Genomic DNA, 17654 nt, shown 5'->3' with positions numbered 1-17654 from the left:
TTATCAGGTCGCGAACGCCTCGGGCGCCGCGCGCCGTATCGCCTCCATGATATGACCGAACAACGCAGCACGATCCGCGTTCAGGAAATGCCCGCCCGGCATGCCGATCGACCGCAGATTGCCGAGGTGAACGTGCGGACACACGCTGTCCGTCTCGGCCACGCCATAGATGCAGGTCACCGGCGTCCAGGTCAGCTGGCGCAGCGTCCCGGCGCCATCGCTGTCGGGCGTATTGCGATAGGCGATGCCGGTCGGGTCCGCACGAAAGAATACCGACGTTCCGGGCACCACCAGCACCACGCCGGCGACATGCGTGCGCAGGTCGGCCGGCAATGCCGCCAGCCCGGTCTGCACGATATCGGCGCCATAGGATTGCCCGATCAGCATCAACCGGTCCGCCTGTGTGTCCACCAGCGCCCGGCGTACGCCGTTCGCGACGATCGCGTCGATCTCCGCGCGATTCTGCCGCATGCGAAACGCGGTCGGTGAATTGATTCCCACCACCGCGATGCCATGCGCCGCCAGCCCCTGCGCGGTATACGGGGCCGGGCCGAAGTGGAGCCCCATGTCGCCCGACACGTACAGCACGCCGATCGGCCGCTTGGCGCCCCGAGCGGCGAACAGCCGGACGGCATCGCGATCGAAGAAGCCGGCCACCGCGGCGATGCCGACCAGCGCCAGCAGCACGCACGCCGCGCCCCCGCCGATCCAGAAGCGTCCTCGCGATGTCCCCGGTGCGCTCAAGCCCATGCGTATCCAATGCACCCGTCCTGCTATCCCCGGCATGGCGGCGACATGAACTTTTCGTCACCCGATCGGTCCCCCGTTACCGTACTGTCGCCGTACCTACCCCGTACCGTCGGCGGCACGGCGATTATTCCCGGTTGCGCCCGCCGACGCTTCCGTCATGATATCGCTATCGATCCCGCCCACGGGGTCGCGCCGGGGAGGGTGAATGATCGACGCGCAGCTCACGCGGATCGCCGACGATCCGAGATACCGCCGGCTCATCCGCGCGCGCGGCCGTTTTGGCTGGATATTGTCGGGCATCATGTTCGCCGCCTATTTCGGCTTCGTGCTGCTGATCGCCTTCGACAAGAGCTTCCTTGCCCGGCCGATCGTCGCGGGCGGCGTCACCTCGCTCGGCATCCTGATCGGCTTCGCGCTGATCGTGCTCGCGATCCTGCTCACATGGCTCTACGTGGCGCGCGCCAATCGCGATTACGACGCCGCACTCGCGGCACTCGTCGCGGACCATCGCGCGTGATCCGCTGGCTGCTGACGCTCCCGCTCCTTTTGCTCGCGCCCCCTGCGTTCGCCGACGCCATCGCGGGCGAAACGCGGCAACAGCCGACCAACTGGACCGCGATCGCGATGTTCGCCGCCTTCGCCCTGCTGACGCTCGGCATCACCCGCTGGGCGGCCCGGCGCACGCGCACGGTCGCCGATTTCTACACCGCCGGCGGCGGCATCACCGGTTTCCAGAACGGCCTCGCCATCGCCGGCGACTATATGTCGGCGGCCAGCTTCCTCGGCATCTCGGCGCAGATCTTTAACGACGGCTATGACGGCCTGATCTACGCGATCGGCTTCCTCGTCGGCTGGCCGATCATCCTGTTCCTGATGGCCGAAAGGCTGCGCAATCTCGGCAAGTTCACCTTCGCCGATGTCGCCTCGTTCCGCTTCGCACAGACGCCGGTGCGCAGCTTCGCCGCTACCAGCACCCTCGTCGTCGTCCTCTTCTACCTGATCGCGCAGATGGTCGGCGCCGGCCAGCTAATTAAATTGCTGTTCGGGCTACGCTACGAATATGCGGTCGGCATCGTCGGCGTCCTGATGACGCTCTATGTCCTGTTCGGCGGCATGACCGCGACCACCTGGGTGCAGATCATCAAGGCCGTGCTGCTGCTCGGCTCGGCGACCTTCATGGCGCTGATGGTGCTCGCCCAGTTCGGCTTCTCGCCAGAGGCCCTGTTCGCCCGCGCGGTGCAGGTGAAGACGGGCCTCGCCGCCGCCGCCGGCCTGTCGCCTGCCGATGCTGCGGTGCACGGCGCATCGATCATGGCGCCGGGCAATTTCATCAAGGACCCCGTCTCGGCGATATCGTTCGGCATGGCGCTGATGTTCGGCACCGCCGGCCTGCCGCACATCCTGATGCGCTTCTTCACCGTACCCGATGCCAAGGCGGCGCGTACCTCGGTGCTGTGGGCGACGGGATGGATCGGCTATTTCTACTTGCTCACCTTCATCATCGGCTTCGGCGCGATCGTGCTGGTCGCGACCGACGCCAGCTATGCCGACGGGGCCGGCGGGCTGATCGGCGGCGGCAACATGGCCGCAATCCACTTGGCGCATGCGGTCGGCGGCAACCTGTTCCTCGGCTTCATCTCCGCGGTCGCCTTCGCCACCATCCTAGCAGTGGTCGCCGGCCTGACGTTGTCGGGCGCATCCGCGGTCAGCCACGATCTCTACGCCACCGTCTTTCGCAAGGGGCAAGCCGACAGCGCCGCCGAATTGCGCGTGTCGCGCCGCACGGTGCTGGCGCTCGCGGCAGCGGCGATCCTGCTCGGCATCGTGTTCGAAAAGCAGAACGTCGCCTTCATGGTCAGCCTCGCCTTCGCGATCGCCGCGTCGGGCAATTTCCCCGTGCTGATCCTGTCGCTGCTGTGGAAGGGCTGCACCACCCGCGGCGTGGTGGCTGGCGGTACGCTCGGACTGGTGCTGGCGGTGGTGCTGACGATCCTGTCGCCAGCGGTATGGGTCACGATCCTCGGCCACCCGGCCGCCATCTTCCCGTATTCGTCCCCGGCGATCGTCTCGATGCCGCTGGCGTTCCTGACGATCTGGCTCGTCTCGATCCTCGACCGATCGCCGCGCGCCGCCGTCGATCACGCCGGCTATGCCGCCCAGCGCATCCGCGCCGAAACCGGCATCGGCGCCGAGGGGGCATCGGCGCACTGACCAAACTCTCCGCCATCCCGGCTACCACCGGGATGGCGGGAGACGATCACACTTCAGTTCGGCAGCGCGTAAGCGATCACATGATCGCCCAGCTTCGTCCCCAGCGATCCGTGTCCGCCGGCCACCACCACCACGAACTGCCGCCCGCTTGCCGCGGATCGATACGTCATCGGCGTCGCCTGCCCACCGGCGGGCAATCGCGCCCGCCACAGCACCTTGCCCGTCCGCGTGTCATAGGCGCGCACGTAATTGTCGATCGCCGCCGCCATGAACGCGACACCGCCCGCGGTGGTGATCGGCCCGCCGAGCGATGGCACGCCCAGCTTGAAGGGAATCGGCAGGATCGTCTCGTCCCGGATCGTGCCGTTCTTGTGCTCCCACACCTTCTTGCCCGTGGTCAGGTCGATCCCCGCGACATAGCCCCAGGGTGGCTGCTGGCAGGGCAGGCCGGCGAATGACAAAAACGGGTTCATGTCGACCGCAAAGGGCGCACCCGTATTGGGGTTGTAGCCGGACTCGTCCGACCCGTGCCGGTCGGAACCGCCCGCCGGCCCACGCTCGCCCGCACCGCCCGTGTCGTTCGCGCGCGGCACCAGCCGGTCGACGAACGCCACGTAATTGGGATGGGCGAACGCCACCTGCCGGACAGGGTCGATCGAGATGCCGCCCCAGTCCATCACTCCGAAGTTACCGGGGAACACCAGCGATCCCTTCAGCGACGGCGGCGTGAACGGCCCCTTGTAATCGAGCGACCTGAACCGGATGCGGCACCACAATTGGTCGATCATCGTCGCGCCCCACATGTCTCGTTCGCGGGCCGGCGCCGGCATCAGCGAAATCGCGCTGAACGGCTGCGTCGGCGACGTCCGGTCGCCCGGCGCAGCACCCGCGGGAACCGGCCGCTCGGGCGCAGGGAAGATCGGCTGGCCGGTCCGCCGGTCGAGCACGAACAGATTGCCCGTCTTGGTCGACTGGATCAGCGCCGGCACGCGGCCACGGCCCGGCAGGTCGAGGTCGATGAGCGCGGGCTGTGCCGGCACATCCATGTCCCAAAGGTCGTGGTGCACGGTCTGGTAGACCCAGCGCGGCTTGCCCGTCGCGATGTCGAGCGCCAGCACCGACGTCGCGAACCGCTCGGTCGTCGCGGGCCGATTGCCGCCCCATTGGTCGACCGCCCCCATGCCCATCGGCAGATAGACGAGACCCAGCGCCTCGTCCGCCGCCGGCGTGCTCCAGCTGTTCGGCGACGATGGCGTATAATGCTTGCCCGCCCCCAGCGGCGCGGTGTCGTTGGGATTGCCCGGATCGAAATTCCACACCAGCTTGCCGGTCGCCGCGTCATAGCCGCGGATCACGCCCGACGGCACCTTGGTAGAGATGTTGTCGAACACCGCCCCACCGGTGACGACCAGCCCCTTCGCCACCAAGGGCGCCGACGTCACCTGATACCAGCCCTGGTTGTAATGCGGCTGCCCCGGCAGCAGGCTCACCGTCCCGCCCTGACCGAAACTGCGGCACAGCGCACCCGTCTTCGGGTCCAGCGCGATCAGCCGGCTGTCGTTGGTCGCCAGGAATATCCGCTGCGGACAGTCCGCCACGCTCGCGCCGGCCTTGGCACCATCCCAATAGGATACGCCGCGGCAGGTCAGATGCTGCATGTTCTTCGATGACGTCGCGATCCTGGGATCGAAGCGCCAGCGCTCCTTGCCCGTCTCGGCATCGACCGCGATCACCCAATTGTGCGGGGTGCACAGATACACCGTGTCGCCGACCTTGATCGGCGTCATCTCGTATGTCGTTTCGCCCGGATCGCCCGCGCGCTTCAGGTCGCCGGTCTGCAATTGCCAGGCGACCTTCAGGTTGCCGACGTTTGCCGGGGTGATCTGCGTCAACGGCGAGAATTTGTCGCCGCGCCAGCTGCGGGCATAGGCCTGCCAGTCGTCGTCGGGCACACCGCCCGCGTTGGCGACGGCTGGACTGCGTGGCCCGGGCAGCGTGCCGTCCAGATTGTGCACGTCGCGCAGCAGCGATACGATACCGAACACTGCCGCCAGCGCCATCGCGCCCGCCAACGGCCCCGCCGCGCGGCGCCAGCCTGTTCCCGGTACCAGCCGCTTCACCGTCCATGGCAGCACCAGCAATGCACCGAAGATGAAGATCAGGTCGCCACGCGGCACCAGCGGCCACCAGTCGGCGCCGATCTCCGCCCACGCCCAGATCACCGTGCCGATCACCAACACCGCGAACAGATGCAGCGCCGCCACCCGCCGTCGCCACAGCAACGCCGCGGTCGCCAGCATCGCCAGCCCCGCCACCGCGTAGAACAGGCTGCCACCCAGCGTCGCCAGCCACAATCCGCCGGCCAGATTGAGCAGCCCCACCGCACCGATCACCACGGCAAGGATATGGGGCCACCGGGCGGGGTGGCGGGCTTGGATCATGGACGAACGCTCCGGTTGCAACTCCCGATACTACTGCTGCGCCGCAGCAATGTTCCGTTACAATCGGGCGTTACGGTATGATTTTGGCGCTATTGGCCCAACCAACCGGTCCGGAACGCCATCTGCGCCGGCGTCACCGCCACGCCCGCCGTCTCGCCGCGGACCAACTCGAACGTCGGATCGACCGCCAGCCGCAACGTCGCGCTCCGTTCGATGCCCCGCTGGCGATAGCGCACAGCGATCCGGTCACCCGGCCGATGCGCGGCCAGCATCGCCCTCATCGCCGCCGGGTCGCTCGCCACCATGCCATCAAGGCTCAGGATGATGTCGCCGCGTTCCAGCCCCGCCGCATAGGCCGGCGCGTTCGGCCACGGCGTCTCGCCGACCGCCACGCCGCCATCATCCGCCACCATCGTCAGTCCGGCCCAGCCGCGCGTTGCGGCGGCGGGCCGCAGTACCAGGCCCGCCTGGCGCAGCAACGGCGCGTAATCGGGCAGGGCGCTGGCATGCACGCTCCGGTCGAAGAACGCCTTGGCGAACGCCGCATCGTGCGTCACCTCGGCCAGCCCCCGCTCCAGGTCGGCGGGCGTATATTTGCGTTCCGGATCGCCCATCGTCGTCCACAGGTGGCGCATATACGCATCCAGCGTCAGCCCGCGCTGGCGCAGCTGCAGGTCGAGCGCCAGCGCGATCATCGCGCCATAGGGATAATAGGATACGTAGATGTTGGGATTGACCTGATCGATCGCCTTCGCCGCATCGACGAACGGCGCGCGCAGGCTCATCTCCTCCGGCCCGCCATAGCGCCGCGCCGGCCGGTTGACGACGGCGCTCAGCGTGCTGCCGAGCCCGGCGAGGAAATCGTCGACGCTCGTTTCGCCCGCGCGCCGGATCATCAGCGGCCCGTAATATTGCGTGAACCCTTCCGCGAACCACAGGCTGGGCGTGGGATTGGCGCGGGTGAAGTCGAACGGTTCCAGCTCGGCAGGGCGCAGCCGCTCGACGTTCCAGCTATGGACGAATTCGTGGCTCAGTGTGTTGATCTGGGCGAAGTTCGCCGCGCGCAGCGGGCGCTGGTCGGTGATGATCGTCGAATTGCGATGCTCCATGCCGTCGCCGGCGATCTGCGGCATGTAGTCGGCGATGAACGTGTACGTGCCATAATCGTAGCGCGGAGCCTGCCCGAACAGCGCGTAATGCTGTGCGATCACTCGCTGCGCCTTGGCCGCGAAGGTATCGACATCGGCCTCCGAGCCGGTGTGATGCACCGCCAGCCGCACTAGCTGCGTCCGCCCCTTTGCGTCGGTGACCGGCCATTGCCGCAAAGCGAAGTCGCTCAGCTCGGTCGGACTGTCCATGAAATACTGGAAGTTCGGCGCCCAGAACGTCCCCGCATCCCTGGCCGCGGGCAATTGCGTCGCCACCTTCCACCGCGGGTCGAAGGTGCGGAACCGCACCCGGATCGCCTTGTCCTCATATCCCGGCGCCCACAGGAACGTCGCGGGCATGTTGAGATGGGCATGGGTCGCGTCGATCTGCGCATAGGTGCCGTCGCCCCAATCGCCGAACAGCGTGTAGGTGACCACCACCGTCCCGTCATGCCCCGCGACGCTCCAGCCATAGGGGTCGTTGCGCCCCACGTTCAGCGCCCGCCCGGCCCCGTCCCTGGCGGTGACGTCGTACACGTTCTTGGCGAATTCATGGATCGCGTAACGCCCCGGCGAAGACCGCGCCATCTGCACCCGCAACGGCCCCGGCGGCACGCCGCGGAACGTCGCGGTCACCTGCGCCTCGTGGTGGACCGCATTGGGGAAGGATACGTCGTACACCACCGCCGCCGCAGCCCCCGGATCGAGCGCCTGCTGCGATGCGATCGCCCTGGCAGCCATCGTCGCCGCGTCCGCTGCCGATGTCGTGGCCGTCGGCGTGCGCGCCTGCACGTCCACCGCCGCCAGCGCCAGCACGCCCGCCAGCCAATATCCCGCCTTCATCGCCACGCCGCGCATCCTTCGTCCGTTCGGGCATCTATCTGCACGCGCTGCGGAACGTCTGGCAAGCGTCTGCCCTCACGCCGCCCGGCGCAGCACGAACCCTCCCGCCGCATTGGCGACATGGCCCAGCCGTTCCAGCGCCTCCAGCGTCGCCTGCACCCGCCGTTCCACCCGCCGCCCCTGCGCATGGCGCCGCGCGATCCCCTCGGCGGTCGCCGGGCCGCCGACGCGCAGCGCCGCCAGCACCGCCGCCGTCTGGCCGATCGCATCGCGCGGAAAGGCCGGCTTGCGCGCCTGCGCCGCCGGCAACATCGCCTCGATCTGCTCCGGTCCGGGTCTGCCGGCCGGCAGCGCGGTCAGCCCGGCGCGGGCGATCTGATAGTCCGGCCGCAGCCAGCGCACCCGCCCGCCGCGTTCCTCCGCCCGCCGCCGCAGGTTCAGGTCGATCAGCCGCGCGACGATCGCCGCATCGTCCAGGTCGGTCGGCCAGCCATAGGCGTCCGCCACCGCGACATCGATCCGGTCGTGCAGTTCGATCAGGATATCCACCCGCCCACGTCGTCGCCGATCCTCGTCGACCCTGGTCAGCACCGCACCCGAACGGATCCGCTCGCGCACATTGTACAGCCCCGTCAGCGTCAAGTCGTCATGCTCCGCCAGCACCGCCTTGCGCGTCGCGTCCAGTTCCTCCGCCAGATCGCCGATCGCCTCTGCCTGATCGTCGGTCAGGTCCGGGAAGGGAAAGGGATCGAACGCCAGCGTGTTGTTGTAGCGTGGCCGATCCTCCAGCGTGCCGCCCGACGCCAGCGCCCAGGCGACATGCACCCGCGCATTGAGCACGCCCAACATAGCCGCATCGTCGCTGACGATCGCCATGATCCCCTGATCCGGCATCACATCGCCGTCGATGAACGCGAACAGGCGGTATTTCGCGGTGACGATCGTGCCGATGTAACGGCGCAGGTCGCGGGTCCCGTCCCGCAACTCGGCATGCGGCAATGCCAGCTTCCACCATTCCTCGCGCCGCCGTCGCACCGGATTGTTCGCCCGGCTCGGCTTCGCGGTGGTCAGCAGATGCTGGTACACCGCAGGATACCGCCGCCGCAGCCCTTGTTGGTCGAGATCGTGCAGGTCCAGTACGTGCACCGGTCGCACCTGCCCGCTTTTGAGATCCCCCGCGGTCATGAAGCGTCGGCAATGATGCGGAACGTCCCCTCCCGGAAACAGCGTCCGCCGCAGCTTCGATGCGATGACATAGCCATCGCCGTGGAATTCGACGCCGCGCACGCTCAGGAAGCCATTGGCCATCAGCGGCTGGGCGATGCTGCTCGACGCGCCGATGCCAAGGTCCGCGTTGATCGTTCCGACCCGGGCGTTGAATTCCACCTGCGGTGCGTCGGTTCGCAACCCCCGCTCGCTGGCAAGCGTCAGCAGCGTGCCCTCGCCCGCCCCCGCCTCCGCCACCGTCATCGCGATCCGCACCGCTGCGGCATCGCGGCTCGCCTTGGTCCAGGGGTGGTCGGGCACCGCCATGGTCAGGCTCACCGCCCTCGCCCCCGCCAGTCGCCGCGCGATCACCCGCCGGCTGAAATCCTGCGTGATCGAATTGGTGGTGACGAACCCGAACCGCTTCAGCCGGGTACCCGTCTCGGTCAGTCGCTCGGCCGCGCGGTCCCACCAGTACATCACGAAATCCGCCGACCGGTTGATCTTCGGATGCGCCTTCCACAGCGCCGTCGCATAGGCATCGCCCAGCCGCCCGCGCAGGTCCTTGCCGCCGATGAAGGGGGGATTGCCGACGATATAGTCCGCCTCAGGCCAGTCCGGCCGCCGCGGCCGGTCGGCGGTGCCGCCGAGCACCGCATCGCGCACCACGATATTATCCAGCCGCTCCAGTACCGGGTCAGCGACCACGCCGCGATTGCGCAACTGCCATTGCAGATAACCCAGCCATAGCACCAATTCGGCGATCGCCGCCCGCGGATTGAGTTCGATCCCCAGGAACTGCTGCGGATGGACCGTCGCCGTCTCCAGCGCCAAGGCCTCCTGCCCGCCCAGGTCGGCGAGCACCTCCAGCACGTCGCCCTCCAGCCGCTTCATCAGCTCGAGCGCGACGTACAGGAAATTGCCCGTCCCGCACGCCGGGTCGAGCACCCGCGTCGCCGCCAGCCGCTCGTGGAACTCGTGCACCGCACGGATCGCTGCGCCCACATCCTGCGTCCGCTCTCGCTCGACCGTGCCTAGGACCACGCTTTCCCACTCGCGCTGCAGGGGTTCAATGATCGTCGCGATGACCAGCCGCTCGACATAGGCACGCGGCGTGTAATGCGCGCCCAGCCGCCGCCGTTCGACCCGATCGAGCGCCTGCTCCAGCATCGTGCCGAAGATGGCCGGCTCGACGTCGCGCCAGTCGTGGCGGGCCGCGGCGCACAATTCGCCGATCTCCTCGCGCTCCAGAGGGATCGCGTGGCAATCGGCGAACAGCCCGCCGTTGAACCGGCGCACGCCGCGGCGCAACAGCGCCGAAAAACCGCCGGTGTCCATCGTCCGCCACAGATCCTCCAGCATCGGTGCGAAGGTGTCCGGGTGCTCCAGCGCATCGGTCAGCACCTGGCTGAAGCTGCCGGGTTCCAGCAGGCCGGTGTCCTCGGCAAACATCGTGAACAGGCAGCGCATCAGGAAATGTGCGACCGGCTCGGCGGCATGGCCGCGATCTTCCAGCCGCTTGCTGACGTTGGCAAGCCGACCTGCAATATCCCTGGTGACCTTGGCGGCATGGCGCGACGGGTCGAGCGTCTGCGGCTCCAGCCAGATCGCCCGCAACCGCTCGCGCACCGCCGGATCGCGCAGGTCGTCCAGATAGATGCGGAACCCGGCACGGTCCGGAAACTGCCGGTAGTTCTTACCCTGCCCCGAAAAGTCGGCGAACACCTCGATCGCATGGCCGACGTCCACCACCAGGATGAACGGCGGCCAGCCATGGCTTTCCGGCAGCGCCCGGGCATATTGCTCCGCCTGCTCGCGGGCGTTGCGCATCAGCACGTCCCAGCCGCGATGCGCGCTGCGCCGCCCGCGCGGCACCTCGATGCCCGGCAGCGTGGCCTGCGCATCGCCCAGCGCCACCTCCTTCGCGCCGCCCCGCTCGCGGCTCTGTTTCGCCTCCAGCACGAAACTGCCCTTGCGATACAGGTCGATCCGTCCGTGCCGCCCGCTGCCGGCCGCGTCGGGAAAGGTCACCGCGCGCTCGAACACATAATCGTTGCGCGCATGGGTGGCGTCCGCCGGGTCGGGTGGCGGCAGGTCGAGCAGCGCGCACAATTCCGTCAGGAACAGCGGAAAGTTCGCCCGTTCCGCGCCGCCTTCATTGCGGCGCCATCGCTCGACGAACCGCTCGATCGCCTCGTCCATCCCCGCCGTCCCCCGCTGCCCAGGGCAGGCAGGGTGGCGTGGATCGAGCGCAGCAGGCTATCGAAGACACATCCGCTTACATCCGAAACGGAGGGAGGATCAGGCCTTCTTTCCCCCGAACAGCCGGCCCAGCATCGCTTCGGCCGCCTTGCCCACCGCTTCGGCGATCGCCTGCGGATCGGGCTGCATCTGCGTGCCCTGCGGCGGCACGGGCGGCACGGGCGGCGTCGGCGCTTCCGGCTCAGCCGCCGAAGGGGCCGCAGCCGGCGCGTCCGAAGCCGCCGCCGCCGCCTCGCGCTTCGCCCGCCCCTTCGCCACCGCGGCGGTCGCCGCCGCCGCCGCCATCGTCAGTCCGGCCGCCAGCATCTCGCGTCCCTGCGGGCTCTGCGCCTTTTCCAGCAATGCGCCGCCGATCTCGCGCACCTCCCTGGGCAGCTTCACCCCCATCACTTCCTTCGGCAGCTTCGCCTTCTTCGTCTTCTTGCCCATCGCCGCAGCCTCATCAATGTGTGTCGGACAGGTAAGACACCGGCTCGGCGCTTTCAATGCGGCTCGCGCGTTCCTACTTGCGCAGACTAGCCCCCGGCACAGAACAGAAGTAGAACCAGCCACATGCTGACCAAGATTTCCGTACGCGGCGCGCGTGAACACAACCTCAAGGACGTCGACGTCGACATCCCCCGCGATACGCTGACGGTCATCACCGGCCTGTCCGGGTCGGGCAAATCGTCCCTTGCCTTCGACACCATCTATGCCGAGGGGCAGCGCCGCTACGTCGAATCGCTCAGCGCCTATGCGCGTCAGTTCCTCGAACTGATGCAGAAGCCCGACGTCGACCATATCGAGGGGCTGTCCCCCGCCATCTCGATCGAACAGAAGACGACGTCGCGCAACCCGCGCTCGACGGTGGCGACGGTCACCGAGATCTACGACTACATGCGCCTCCTCTGGGCGCGCGTCGGCATCCCCTACAGCCCCGCCACCGGCCTGCCCATCGCTGCGCAGACCGTCAGCCAGATGGTCGACCGCGTCCTCGCGCTGCCCGAGGGGACGCGCGCCTATCTGCTCGCCCCCGTCGTCCGCGGTCGCAAGGGCGAATATCGCAAGGAACTGGCGGAATGGCAGAAGGCGGGCTTCACCCGCGTCCGCATCGACGGCGAGATCCATGAGATCGACGAGGCCCCCGCGCTCGACAAGAAGTTCAAGCACGACATCGAGGTCGTCGTCGACCGCCTCGTCGTCCGCGGCGACATCGGCACCCGCCTCGCCGAATCCTTCGAAACCGCGCTGAAGCTCGCCGACGGCCTCGCCTATATCGACCCGGTCGACCAGGTCGAACCGCACACCCCCAAATCCGAAGTGCTCGGCGACAACGCGCCCGCCGGCCGCATCGTCTTCTCGGAAAAGTTCGCCTGCCCGATCAGCGGCTTCACCATCGCCGAGATCGAACCGCGCCTGTTCAGCTTCAATGCGCCCCAGGGCGCCTGCCCGGCCTGCGACGGCCTCGGCGAAAAACTGCTGTTCGACGAGGACCTCGTCGTCCCCAATCACGGCCTCAGCATCAAGAAGGGCGCCGTCGTCCCCTGGGCGAAATCCAACCCGCCCAGCCCCTATTACATGCAGGTCCTGGGCTCCCTCGCCCGCGAATTCGACTTCAGCCTCGACACCCCATGGTCCGACCTGCCCGAAAGCGTCCACGCGCTTATCCTCAACGGCAGCAAGGGCAAGCCCGTCACCCTCACCTTCGTCGACGGCAAGAAGAAGTACGACGTCAAGAAACCGTTCGAGGGCGTCGTGGGCAACCTCAACCGCCGCCTGCTCCAGACCGAAAGCGCGTGGATGCGCGAGGAGCTGTCGAAATACCAGTCGTCGCGCCCCTGCGAGGTCTGCCACGGCGCGCGCCTGAAGCCCGAAGCGCTCGCGGTGAAGATCGCGATGCAGGACATCGCCTATGCCACCCATTTGTCGGTCGTCGACGCGCTCGCCTTCTTCACCGATATGCCCAACCACCTCGGCGACCAGCAGCGCGCGATCGCCGAACGCATCCTGAAGGAGATCGTCGAGCGCCTGGGCTTCCTCAACAACGTCGGCCTCGACTATCTCAACCTCGATCGCACCAGCGGCACGCTGTCGGGCGGCGAGAGCCAGCGCATCCGCCTCGCCAGCCAGATCGGCAGCGGCCTGTCGGGCGTGCTCTACGTCCTCGACGAACCCTCGATCGGCCTGCACCAGCGCGACAACGACATGCTGTTGAAAACGCTGCGCCGCTTGCGCGACCTCGGCAACACCGTGCTGGTGGTCGAACATGACGAGGATGCGATCCGCACCGCCGACTACGTCATCGACATGGGGCCGGGAGCCGGCGTCCACGGCGGGCAGATCGTCGCGCAGGGCACGCTCAAGCAGATCCTGAAAAGCAAGACCAGCATCACCGCCGATTACCTCAACGGCACGCGCGAGGTGCCCGTCCCCTCCACCCGGCGCAAGGGCAACGGCAAGCAGTTGACCGTCCACAATGCGCGCGCCAACAACCTCACCGGCGTCACCGCCTCGATCCCGCTCGGCACCTTCACCTGCATCACCGGCGTCAGCGGCTCGGGCAAGTCGAGCTTCACCATCGACACGCTTTACGCCGCCGCCGCGCGCGCGCTGAACGGCGCGCGCATTCTCGCCGGCAAGCACGACAAGGTCACCGGCCTCCAGCATCTCGACAAGGTGATCGACATCGACCAGTCGCCGATCGGCCGCACCCCGCGGTCGAACCCGGCGACCTACACTGGCAGCTTCACCCAGATCCGCGACTGGTTCGCCGGCCTGCCGGAATCGCAGGCGCGCGGCTACAAGCCCGGCCGCTTCAGCTTCAACGTCAAGGGCGGCCGGTGCGAGGCGTGCCAGGGCGACGGCGTGCTCAAGATCGAGATGCACTTCCTCCCCGACGTCTACGTCACCTGCGACGTCTGCCACGGCGCCCGCTACAACCGCGAGACGCTGGAGGTGAAGTTCAAGGGCAAGAGCATCGCCGACGTGCTCGACATGACGGTCGAGGATGCCGCCGAATTCTTCAAAGCCGTCCCGCCGATCCGCGACAAGATGGAGATGCTGGTTGAGGTCGGCCTCGGCTACGTCAAGGTCGGCCAGCAGGCGACGACCCTCTCCGGCGGCGAGGCGCAACGCGTCAAGCTCGCCAAGGAACTCGCCCGCCGCGCCACCGGCAACACGCTCTACATCCTCGACGAACCGACCACCGGCCTGCACTTCGAAGACGTCCGCAAGTTGCTCGAAGTCCTCCACGCACTGGTCGAACAGGGCAACACCGTCGTGGTGATCGAACACAACCTGGATGTCATCAAGACGGCGGATTGGGTAGTCGACCTCGGCCCGGAAGGCGGCGTGAAGGGCGGCGAGATCGTCGCGGTCGGCACGCCGGAAGAGGTAGTGAAGGAACCGCGGAGCTTTACAGGGAAGTATTTGGCACCATTACTAAAAAAATGATGCACTATGCTTTATGACAATGATAAATCTTCTCTGCTCAATAGCCCGTCAGAAAACCCTTTCATTACAATATACGGCCTCATTAGGGGTGAAACAAATCGATATCTGAAGCGCCGGGTTTGCCCTACGCGTTCGATAATTTCACCTCTTTTTAATTCACTGAATTCTTTAAGGTGATTTGCAAAACTTGGGATGTCGTAATCTTTACCTGAACCAGCTTTTAGAGGAGATTTCACAGAAGTAGCTGTAAAGTATCCAAAATCATCCGTTTCTGCCATCGCACACGCCAATAGGACCTGTTGAAATATATTACCCGGCTGTGAACTCAGAACTGCTTTGTAATGTACGGCCTTGACCGATTGCTGCCATTGCTCAAGCGCATTTTTGATTCCTTTATCAAGATCTTGCTCTTTTATCTCAAGGCGCTCTTCGTCAATTGCAGCCCTTGAGACATGGAGGCCCAAAAGGTGGGTGACGTAAGGCAAGCCTTGCGATAAAGATATTAGCTCTAACCGTGATTTGGCCTGAATTTTCATACTAAGGCGAGTTAAGCCTTTATCGATAATTTGCCCGATCTCGTTTTTCGACATTCGGGGCAGCGCCACCTGGACTAATGCGCGCTCGACCGAGGCGTGATTCTCGATTAACGAGTCAACAGATTCAGCAACCCCGACGATCAAAATCGTTGCCTTAATGGCCGCGTCTGAAAGCGTCTTGATCGTGTCGGCCATCAGCCCGGTTACGGATTTTGTAGTAATACGGTCAAACTCGTCAAATATTATAAGTATATCAGATGCACTTGATATACTTGCTAGTAGTCTCTTAATGTCATTTGGTGATGATTTATCGGGAAGATTGAACTCTAGCGATGTCGTTCCCATTCGATCAGCCTGACCGAATCCAAATCCTGGTTCAATCGTATAAACAGAAAGTTCTTGAAATGCTTTTCGCCAAAGCGACTCAAAGTTATCCCCGGCGTCACACGTGACTTTACAGGTCGAGAGCGTGCGTCCAGCAATCTGCATTGCCGACATGACGTTCGACAGAGACGTCTTGCCCACACCCCTGTCGCCAAACAGAACTGCGTGATAGCCTACTTGAGTTACGGCATCGCTAACTTTGCGTAGCTGATCGATACGACCAGCAAACAAATCGCGATCATTAACCGGCGTTCCCGGCGTGAACGTTGATCCCGCCAGCGCGTACAGTTGCTCAAAGTCCAGCTTGTTGTTCATAAACACCGCACCCGTTTATCATAAGCGACAAACACTAGCGGCATAGAGCAACTGCGCAATCTATTTTAGCGGTTCATCTGTTACGTGAGGCGTAATGGCGCTGAACCCTGCCGCCTTGCGCAGCGCCGCGTTCATCCGGCCCTGCCACCCCGGCCCGTCCGCACGAAACCGCTCGATTACATCGGGATCAAGGCGCAGCGTCACCTGACGCTTGGTAGCGGCGCCGATCGGCGGACGGCCCGCGCTTCGCCAGGCACCCGGCCGGATAACCCGGTCGCCGACCGCGACCTCTGCGGTGGCGAACATCTCTTCGGTCCATTCCGGCGCGTCGTCGGGATCAGTCCAATTGCCCGAACCAGTGCTGTTCTCGCTCATTGCACTTCCTCATCGAAATGATCCGCCGCCCGGTGTCTGTCTCCGCCCACACCACCATCACCAATCGTTCGTCGAGCGACCCATAGGTCTGGAACCGCGCCTCGGGATAATCGAACCGCTCGTCCGGGCGCGTATAGGTCAGCCCCGCGAACAGCCGCGGCGCATCCGCAAAGTCCAGCCCGCGTTCTGCCAACGTGATCGCGCGCTTGGCGGAATCGAAGCTGATGTCGTCAGCCATTATGTAACTACATAATTGCCGCCGTCAACGTCGTTACAGATGTCCCGCCCAATGCTCCTCCGACACGATCGCGATCGGCATCCCCGATTCGCGCCAGTCGACCGCCTTCACGATTTTTGTTCCGAAACTCGAATGTTTCCACGACTCGGTCGCGTAGATGCCGATCACAAGGACGTCCGTCTTCTGCGTCAGGCTACCTGCCGATCCGCCACGCGCCGCTACCGCCTCTTCGCAATCACGGCGGCCGCCGTAATTGAAGGTGCCGGTAAAACAGTATCGATGGCCATCAAACTGCAACGACGGCGCAGGATTACACAGCGGCAACGTGGTAGATTTCAGCACCTCACCGAGTTCGAAATCGCGATTGGAAAAGCTGTTGAGTGTGTCGAGTAGGTCACGGCATTCTTCGGGATCGGCAATGCCATCAGCCGTGATCGTGTCGACCCGATCGTACAGCCGCCGAATCATTGGCTGGCCGCTGATCGCCACGTTGGCAGCAAGCCATTTTTGCAGGAACTCGACTTCGGACTGATTGATAAGACCATCCGCAGCAATTCCGCGTGCCAACCCCACCAGTTCATCGATCTGGCGCGATGTAATGCGGTCACCGCCGACACGGTTATAAAAATCATCGTCGATCACACCGAGCCTCCCCCGATTCGCGAAGCAGACTGCCCCCCTGTTGGACGCCCCGCAAGACAAACTGTCCTACACGCCCCGTTCCTGCATAGACCCGCGGTCCCACGACACAGAAAAGGGACGGGCATGGCCAAGGAATTTATCCCCTGGAGCAGGGAAAAGAACGCCCGCGTGCTGGCCCGCGACGAGGCACAGCGGGCGGAGACCGACCGTTGCATCCTTGCCGGCATCGAGGCGAGCGAAAAGGGCGAGGATATCGCCACCGCCGTCAACGCCGCGCGCGACAAGCCCAAGCGGATGAAGAACGGTGACGACCCGGAGGATTTCGCGCCGCTGCTCGAACCGCGCAAGATCCGCGCCGATGGCTGGACGCCGGACATGCTGCGCGCCTTCATCACCGCCCTCGCCGAGACGGGATCGGTCAGCGAGGCGGCGCGCATCGTCGGCGTGTCGCGCAACACCGCTTATGCCATGCGCCATCGTGCGCCGCATTCGGTGTTCTCGCTCGCCTGGGACGTCGCGGTCCAGCTGTCGCGCAAGCGGTTGCTCGACGTGGCGATCGAACGCGCGACGCAGGGGCAGGAGGTCGCGGTGTGGTATCACGGCGAACAGGTCGGCACCCGCGTCGTGCACAACGACCGGCTGCTCACCTTCCTGCTCGGGCAGACGCCTGCGCCGGTGCACCCGACGCTGCCGCCGCACGAACTCGCCGCGATGTTTCCCACGATGCTCGCCATGATCGACACGCAACTGGCCCACCCGGTGGCGATGCGCCTCAAGGACGAGCGGGAGGCGGCAGAGGCGGGCGAAGATGACGATTATTGAAACGATCGGGGCGCATCGTTTCCACACGAGTGCCCCACTTGTTCATGTT

At 65.5% G+C, this 17654-nt stretch carries 13 protein-coding genes; 4 read left to right on the top strand and 9 right to left on the bottom strand.

What is annotated here, in order from left to right; translation table 11 throughout:
* Positions 1 to 3 precede the first annotated feature (3 nt).
* Positions 4 to 744 carry a virulence factor gene (locus GTH33_RS07640; RefSeq protein WP_249055040.1) on the bottom strand — a complete coding sequence of 247 codons (741 nt, stop codon included), beginning with the start codon at positions 742 to 744 and terminating at the stop codon, positions 4 to 6.
* A 211-nt stretch (positions 745 to 955) separates the two neighbouring features.
* Between GTH33_RS07640 and GTH33_RS07635 the strand changes: the two genes are divergently transcribed.
* Together GTH33_RS07635 and GTH33_RS07630 are read left to right on the top strand one after the other, a co-directional pair.
* On the top strand, positions 956 to 1267 hold the full coding sequence (locus GTH33_RS07635; RefSeq protein ID WP_163957907.1) for a DUF485 domain-containing protein: 312 nt from the start codon (positions 956 to 958) through the stop codon (positions 1265 to 1267).
* Positions 1264 to 2961 carry a cation acetate symporter gene (locus GTH33_RS07630; RefSeq protein ID WP_163957906.1) on the top strand — a complete coding sequence of 566 codons (1698 nt, stop codon included), beginning with the start codon at positions 1264 to 1266 and terminating at the stop codon, positions 2959 to 2961. The genes GTH33_RS07635 and GTH33_RS07630 overlap by 4 nt, the downstream gene beginning before the upstream one ends.
* Before the next feature lie 53 nt (positions 2962 to 3014).
* Here the strand turns inward: GTH33_RS07630 and GTH33_RS07625 are convergent, their stop codons facing one another.
* From GTH33_RS07625 to GTH33_RS07610, 4 genes are all read right to left on the bottom strand, one after another.
* On the bottom strand, positions 3015 to 5402 hold the full coding sequence (locus GTH33_RS07625; RefSeq protein ID WP_163957905.1) for a membrane-bound PQQ-dependent dehydrogenase, glucose/quinate/shikimate family: 2388 nt from the start codon (positions 5400 to 5402) through the stop codon (positions 3015 to 3017).
* Positions 5403 to 5491: 89 nt separating this feature from the next.
* Positions 5492 to 7393 (bottom strand): M61 family metallopeptidase, encoded by a 1902-nt coding sequence (locus GTH33_RS07620; RefSeq protein ID WP_243848420.1) that lies wholly within the window; start codon positions 7391 to 7393, stop codon positions 5492 to 5494.
* 75 nt (positions 7394 to 7468) lie between these two features.
* A complete protein-coding gene (locus GTH33_RS07615) occupies positions 7469 to 10801 on the bottom strand; it encodes a class I SAM-dependent DNA methyltransferase (RefSeq protein WP_163957903.1) in 3333 nt (1110 codons plus the stop codon).
* A 99-nt stretch (positions 10802 to 10900) separates the two neighbouring features.
* A complete protein-coding gene (locus GTH33_RS07610) occupies positions 10901 to 11290 on the bottom strand; it encodes a hypothetical protein (protein ID WP_163957902.1) in 390 nt (129 codons plus the stop codon).
* A 123-nt stretch (positions 11291 to 11413) separates the two neighbouring features.
* Here GTH33_RS07610 and uvrA point away from each other — a divergent pair, with 123 nt between their 5' ends.
* Positions 11414 to 14293 (top strand): excinuclease ABC subunit UvrA, encoded by a 2880-nt coding sequence (uvrA, locus tag GTH33_RS07605; protein WP_163957901.1) that lies wholly within the window; start codon positions 11414 to 11416, stop codon positions 14291 to 14293.
* Between the two features lie 11 nt (positions 14294 to 14304).
* On the opposite strand, the gene GTH33_RS07600 is transcribed toward uvrA, so the two are convergent.
* From GTH33_RS07600 to GTH33_RS07585, 4 genes are read right to left on the bottom strand one after another with little or no spacing between them, the layout of a single operon-like run.
* Positions 14305 to 15528 carry an nSTAND1 domain-containing NTPase gene (locus tag GTH33_RS07600; RefSeq protein ID WP_163957900.1) on the bottom strand — a complete coding sequence of 408 codons (1224 nt, stop codon included), beginning with the start codon at positions 15526 to 15528 and terminating at the stop codon, positions 14305 to 14307.
* A gap of 60 nt (positions 15529 to 15588) precedes the next feature.
* A complete protein-coding gene (locus tag GTH33_RS07595) occupies positions 15589 to 15903 on the bottom strand; it encodes a BrnA antitoxin family protein (protein ID WP_163957899.1) in 315 nt (104 codons plus the stop codon).
* Entirely contained in the window at positions 15866 to 16141 is a 276-nt protein-coding gene (locus GTH33_RS07590) for a BrnT family toxin (RefSeq protein WP_163957898.1), read from the bottom strand. Before GTH33_RS07590 ends, GTH33_RS07595 begins: the two co-directional genes overlap by 38 nt.
* Positions 16142 to 16174: 33 nt before the next feature.
* Complete coding sequence (locus GTH33_RS07585) at positions 16175 to 16783, bottom strand: BRCT domain-containing protein (RefSeq protein WP_243848398.1); 609 nt, start codon at positions 16781 to 16783, stop codon at positions 16175 to 16177.
* Positions 16784 to 16906: 123 nt separating this feature from the next.
* Between GTH33_RS07585 and GTH33_RS07580 the strand changes: the two genes are divergently transcribed.
* On the top strand, positions 16907 to 17605 hold the full coding sequence (locus GTH33_RS07580; RefSeq protein WP_163957897.1) for a hypothetical protein: 699 nt from the start codon (positions 16907 to 16909) through the stop codon (positions 17603 to 17605).
* Positions 17606 to 17654 lie beyond the last annotated feature (49 nt).

It is taken from the genome of Sphingomonas insulae, assembly GCF_010450875.1.
Lineage (GTDB): Bacteria > Pseudomonadota > Alphaproteobacteria > Sphingomonadales > Sphingomonadaceae > Sphingomonas > Sphingomonas insulae.
This window is presented reverse-complemented; position numbering and strand designations above follow the sequence as displayed.